This window comes from Pseudomonadota bacterium, from assembly GCA_030775045.1.
Classification (GTDB): Bacteria; Pseudomonadota; Alphaproteobacteria; order JALYJY01; family JALYJY01; genus JALYJY01.
On sequence record JALYJY010000109.1, the window covers coordinates 1 to 5,620 of the forward strand.

The window sequence follows — 5,620 nt, forward strand, 5'->3', positions numbered from 1 at the left end:
GTGTGGGGCCGTAGCTCAGCTGGGAGAGCGCTACAATGGCATTGTAGAGGTCAGGGGTTCGATCCCCCTTGGCTCCACCAGCCTCCGCTCTGCGAGCTTCGGCCCGGCAAGCCATCCGGCTTGACGGGACGGAGGGAGCAGCCAGAAGGAGGCTGTCACGCCGTAATGGCAAAGCCATGAGGCGGACCGGAACAATTGTCGCACCTGCTTCAGTAAAATTCCCGATCATCCCGGTGGGCAGCAAACCAGGGATGGCTGCAAGTAAAAACTGCCATTATCATAATACATCTCAATGACGTGGTGCTGACGGCGCCCGCGTGTGTGCATACTGTGGAGATAGATATGGCCAATTGGATGGAAGAATTTCATGGCGCAAAAGTTTTTACACCGGGTGAAGCAGTCAGGAAATATTTTGGGGTTGCTCCGCAGGACGGTATGGAAGGTTTCGCAAAGAACGGAACTGTTTATCTGGTATTTGCCGATGACGAGCGGGAACAGGTTCTGGCAAAGGCCCGTGCGATAGATCCACAGGCCCTGGTTCTGCCAATAGGCGGTGACAATGCTGTTCTGGTCAGCTCTTCTGCCTGGCTGGCGTTTTTTGGTTCTGCTCCGGCGCTTTCTGCTTCTCCCCGATACAGACCAGGATATCTCTGGTCTGATGAGGAGTCTGACGCAAAAAAATTTACGCCCCCTGAATCTGTCAGAACCCGTTTTGGATTTTCAGCGCAGGACGAGATGAAAGGCTTCGCAAGGAGAGGGGCTGTATATCTGGTATTCTGGAATCCTGGGGAGGATGCCAAAAGGGATCAGGTAGATGCACAGGCCCTGGTTCTGGATCCGGACGCCATGGTTGGAAATATGGGTGGTATATGGATTGTTGAGATCAGCTCTTCTGCCTGGTCAAGGTTTCTGGAGTCTGTCCCGGCCGCAGTCCCTGTTGTGACTGCCCCGGGGCCGGTGAACAGGTAAGGCCGATCAATCACCCCGAAACAATTTCCACCGGCCAGTCCTGAAACAGGCCGGAGTCCAGAACGCCGGCCAGGGCCTTGATCTCCCGCTCCAGCCCGGGGCCGATGTCCCTGAATTTCACATCCAGGATCACGTTGCCCTGTTCGGTGATGACCGGGCCGTCCTTGCCGCCCTGACACAGGCGCAGCGTCACCTCGGTGGTGTCCAGGGCCTGAAGATCCTTTTCCACCCGGCGCAGGGCCTCGGGGTACACTTCCACCGGCACGGGAAACCGGGTGCCCAGCCGGTCCACGAACTTGGAGGAGTCCGCCAGGATGTACGTTTTCGGCGAGGCTTTCATGACCAGCTTTTCCCGGAACATGGCGCCGCCGCGGCCCTTGATCAGGTTTTTGGCCGGGTCCACCTCGTCCGCGCCGTCAAAGCCCCAGTCAGGGACTCGCGACATCAGCGATGTGACAGGCACCCCCAGATCCGCGCAGGCCAGGGCGATCTCGTGCGATGTGGGAATGGCCGTGCAGGCCAGTTTTTCCTGTTTCATCCGTGCAGCGATAGCCTGCAGGGCCAGAAGGGATGTGGACCCGGATCCCACGCCGATAACGTCACCGCTGCGGACCCGCTCTGCCATCTGCCGGGCGATCTTTTCCTTTTGCTGGTGACCAGGACCAGGATGATGAGGAACTGCAGGCTGCATTGAAAATCCCTTTTACCAGGGCAGAAAAACCAGCCCCCCGATTGTGGCTGGATCCTTGCCCTTTGATATGTCCAGGATGATGGTTTCAGCGTCTTCGAAAGAAACAGTCCCTGTCAGGCTGCCGTTGTTTTCCGGCTGCGGAATATCCAGGTGCAGTGTCATGTCCTCGTTCCACATGAACTGGATGGTGCGGTCTTCTGTATCGATCACACCAAAAAATGATCCCTCACAGGGCGAAAGATCTGCAAACAGATCCAGGGCTTCTTCAGGTGATACGGACAGGGGGTTTTCTGCCTCAACATCCTTTCCCGTGCCGTAATCACAGTAAAAGATTTTCATCTGTCTGCTTCTGTCCCCGGAGCCACAACACCTTCCGGCGCCGAGCACTGCCGCCCGGTCTGCGAGCCGGTCTTCGGCTTTTCTCCCCGGGCCAGTTTTTCCAGGATGTCCGTCATGCTGTCCGGGGTCAGGTCTTCGTAGAAGTCATTCCCGATCTGCACCATGGGCGCATTGACACAGGCGCCCAGGCATTCTACCTCGGCCAGGGTGAACTGACCATCCGGCGTGGTCTCGCCCATGTTCACGCCCAGCTTTTTCCGGCAGGCGGCCACAATGTCGTCTGACCCGCGCAGCCAGCAGGGGGTGGTGGTGCACACCTGCACAAGATGTTTGCCGACCGGGGACAGGTTGTACATGGTGTAGAAGGTGGCCATCTCGTACACCTTCATGGCCGGCATTTTCAGCATGTCGGCCACGTGGTCCATGGCCGCCTTTGGCAGCCAGTTGCCGTTCTGGTCCTGCGCCAGGTGCAGCAGGGGCATGACCGCGCTGCGGGCATCGGGATATTTCGCCAGGATGCCCTTCACCCTCTCCATATTGTCCTGAGTGAAGATGAAAGATGCGGGCTGGGGGACAGAAGAGGTTGCGGGTGCGGACATATCAGACCTGCTGGATTACAGGTCCGTAATGTCGCCTGTCCGCGATTAAAAAGCAAGAACGGCTGTAGTGCCCTCCTGCGATCAGCGGGGTGCCGGTCTGCCCGGTGACAGGACAGTGGCAGGCTCCGGCGTGGTGAGTGATGTGGGCCATATACTGCCGATTCTTGCGCTGGCCCGGATTTTTGCCGCTTGGGCCTGCCTCAGGGCCTGCTCTTCCATCCAGTCTTTCTGCAAGGCCGCCCGGGCTTCCTGTCGGGCCTTTTTCAGAGCGTTTTCCCGGGCTTTTCCCATGAAATCCCGGAGTTCTGGTGACTCCATAAGCCCTGAGAGGAGGTCCAGCAGTTCTGTCCGCCACTTTCTGTCCGGGCCGGGTCCTGCCTGGCAGAGGAGTACCCGCTGCCCGGGAAGATATAACGGCTGTTCAGGAAGGTTTGCCAGGTATTCAGCAAGACGGTGTACAAAGCCTCCCGTTTTCTGGACCAAGGCTCCATCGTGCTGTCTGTCAATGGCTGTCAGACAGGAAAACAGGATGTCGGGACGGCTGGCCGCTTTCACCAGGGTCCGGAAAGCACATTCAGACAGGCGGGGGGCTTCGTTCAGGTCAGCCATGACCCCGGCCTGGCGTATGGCTCCTGTCCTTTCCTGTAATGGCATGCGCTTCAGGGAATTCTGCCATAATGCGACATCTGCGGGAGAATCAGTCAGCCGTGCTGCAAGGGACAGGTTCCAGGAACAATCTTCAGCAGAAAGGTTGTTTGTCTGTACAGACAGAAGCTGAAGTTTTCTGGCCACAGCAACAGGGAAAGGCCGGGTACGGAGTTCCTGTTCCCGCCCTGTTCTTCCTCCCCATCCACAATAGCGATCCAGAAGGCACAAGGCTGCTGTTCGAAGACATTTCTGTTGTGCCTGTTCCGGAAGGGAGTCAGCAAAATTACTCCACACCAGGATCCAGCCTGGAACAGCGGTGGATGCAGGGATTGTGGCTGTCATGATGCAGAATCCTTCCCGTAGATATGCCGGGTCAAGACTGTCACAGGATCATGAAAGTAAAAAACGGTTCAGGGCCCGGTCTGGATCATATACTGTTGCGAAATACCGGACGGGCCCGGAAAATTGATGAACAGGGACTGGACCAGCGGGGCGGCGTCAGAGCCAAAGTCCGGCGAACCGCTGTCCAGGTGGGCCTTGCCCTCCCACACAGACTGCAGCTTTCCGGCCCTGTAGCTGCGGCCCTCATACATGACGGCTTCCAGGGTCTTGGGCCAGACGGTGTAGCTGTAGACCCGCGGCCAGGTGTCATAGCCATGGCACCAGCCGCCAAAGGGTCTGTCACAATACGACATGCCATAGGACAGGTTGTCCGTCCGGATCCGCTGCTGCGCCAGACCTGACGCATAGCGGAACATGACCACATAGTTTCCCTTGCGTGGGTCCGGGGCCATGCCCAAGGCCTGCAGCTCGGCCTGCATCAGGCTGGCCCAGGCGTCAAACTCCAGCGAGCCCTTCTGCTCCGGGTACGGCAGGATGGTGAAGGTCTTGCCCTGAAGGGCCAGCGAAGGCTGAGAGAAGCGCGTGACCACAGGACTGACCGAGGGAGGGGCACACGCCGCAAGGATCAGGGAAAGACCCAGTGCAACCAGGACAGCACGTACAGCCTTGACCATGCTCCTTCTCCTCGCCGGTGTTTATACCCCCAGCAGCAGGCGCTGCGGATCTTCGATGGCATCCTTCACACGGACCAGGAAGCTGACGGCCTCGCGCCCGTCGATGATGCGGTGGTCATAGCTCAGCGCCAGGTACATCATGGGCCGGATCTCGACCTTGCCGCTGATGGCCACAGGCCGGTCCATGGTCTTGTGCATGCCCAGGATGCCCGACTGGGGCGGATTCAGGATGGGCGTGCTCATCAGCGATCCATAGACACCGCCGTTGGAAATGGTGAACGTTCCGCCTGACAGGTCTTCCATGGACAGCTTTCCATCCCGGGCCTTTTTGCCCAGCGCGCCGATCGTCTTTTCCACGCCGGCCAGATCCATCTGGTCCGCATCCCTGACAACGGGCACGACCAGGCCTTGTTCCGTCCCCACGGCCACGCCGATGTCATAGTGGTTCTTGTAGATGATGTCTGTGCCGTCAATCTCGCCGTTCACGGCCGGGAATTCCTTGAGGGCGCTGATGGCGGCCTTGACGAAAAAGCCCATGAAGCCCAGTTTCACGCCGTGTTTTTTCTCGAACGCGTCCTTGTACTGGCTGCGCAGGGCCATGATGTTTGACATGTCCACCTCGTTGAAGGTGGTCAGGATCGCCGCCGTGTTCTGGGCGTCCTTCAGCCGTTCCGCAATGCGCTGGCGCAGGCGGGTCATGCGGACCCGCTCTTCCCGTTCACCCGGAGCGCGGGGTGCAGCCGGCGCGGCCTTTGGCGCAGGGGCTGGAGCCGCGCCTTTTTCCATATGGCCCAGCAGGTCGCCCTTGGTCAGGCGGCCATCCTTGCCAGTCCCCTGGACAGCCGAGGTGTCAATATTCTGTTCGTCCGCCATCTTGCGCACGGCAGGGGACAGGGTTTTTTCTGCAGCAGCAGGTGCGGTTTTCTCAGCCTTTGCAGGTGCAGGCTTTTCCTTCGCTTTTTCAGCGGGTGCCGGAGCCGTCGCTGCGCCAGCTGCGCCGATGCTGCCCAGGACAGCACCCACGGCCACGGTTGACCCTTCCGGAGCCTTCACCTCTCCCAGCGTTCCGGAAGCCGGGGCGTTAACCTCCAGCGTCACCTTGTCCGTTTCCAGCTCTACCAGCGGCTCGTCCGTTTTCACGGTGTCGCCGGGCTTTTTCAGCCAGCGGGCAACGGTGGCTTCCCTTACGGATTCGCCCAGCGGAGGAACGACAATGGTGGTGGCCATGGAAAATGTCCTGTGTTTTCTGAAAACCAATCCAGATCTAGACCGGAAATTTGCTGTTGTCCATGGGTGGCGCGTGGTATGGATCATTCTCCACCCATGGAGCTTTTCATGACAGGCGCTGCGGCCCGTAC

The 5,620-nt window shown here is 59.0% G+C and carries 7 protein-coding genes and 1 tRNA gene; 2 read left to right on the forward strand and 6 right to left on the reverse strand.

Going from position 1 to position 5,620, the window contains the following annotated elements; genetic code table 11:
• Window positions 1-4: 4 nt before the first annotated feature.
• Window positions 5-80 (forward strand) — tRNA-Ala (locus tag M3O22_08395).
• A gap of 355 nt (window positions 81-435) precedes the next feature.
• Window positions 436-969, forward strand: coding sequence for a hypothetical protein (locus M3O22_08400; protein ID MDP9196763.1), 534 nt, complete (start codon window positions 436-438; stop codon window positions 967-969).
• A 10-nt stretch (window positions 970-979) separates the two neighbouring features.
• Here M3O22_08400 and rpiA read toward each other — a convergent pair whose 3' ends face one another.
• From rpiA to odhB, 6 genes are all read right to left on the reverse strand, one after another.
• Window positions 980-1,660 (reverse strand): ribose 5-phosphate isomerase A, encoded by a 681-nt coding sequence (gene rpiA, locus M3O22_08405; protein ID MDP9196764.1) that lies wholly within the window; start codon window positions 1,658-1,660, stop codon window positions 980-982.
• Between the two features lie 12 nt (window positions 1,661-1,672).
• On the reverse strand, window positions 1,673-1,999 hold the full coding sequence (locus M3O22_08410) for a hypothetical protein (protein MDP9196765.1): 327 nt from the start codon (window positions 1,997-1,999) through the stop codon (window positions 1,673-1,675).
• On the reverse strand, window positions 1,996-2,598 hold the full coding sequence (gene nuoE, locus M3O22_08415) for an NADH-quinone oxidoreductase subunit NuoE (protein MDP9196766.1): 603 nt from the start codon (window positions 2,596-2,598) through the stop codon (window positions 1,996-1,998). Before nuoE ends, M3O22_08410 begins: the two co-directional genes overlap by 4 nt.
• A gap of 81 nt (window positions 2,599-2,679) precedes the next feature.
• The gene (locus M3O22_08420; GenBank protein ID MDP9196767.1) at window positions 2,680-3,252 is read right to left on the reverse strand and encodes a hypothetical protein; all 573 of its coding nucleotides are present in this window, start codon (window positions 3,250-3,252) and stop codon (window positions 2,680-2,682) included.
• Window positions 3,253-3,656: 404 nt separating this feature from the next.
• Window positions 3,657-4,262: a DUF4136 domain-containing protein gene (locus M3O22_08425; protein MDP9196768.1), complete on the reverse strand. Its 606-nt coding sequence runs from the start codon at window positions 4,260-4,262 to the stop codon at window positions 3,657-3,659.
• Between the two features lie 21 nt (window positions 4,263-4,283).
• On the reverse strand, window positions 4,284-5,489 hold the full coding sequence (gene odhB, locus M3O22_08430; protein ID MDP9196769.1) for a 2-oxoglutarate dehydrogenase complex dihydrolipoyllysine-residue succinyltransferase: 1,206 nt from the start codon (window positions 5,487-5,489) through the stop codon (window positions 4,284-4,286).
• Window positions 5,490-5,620: the final 131 nt, after the last annotated feature.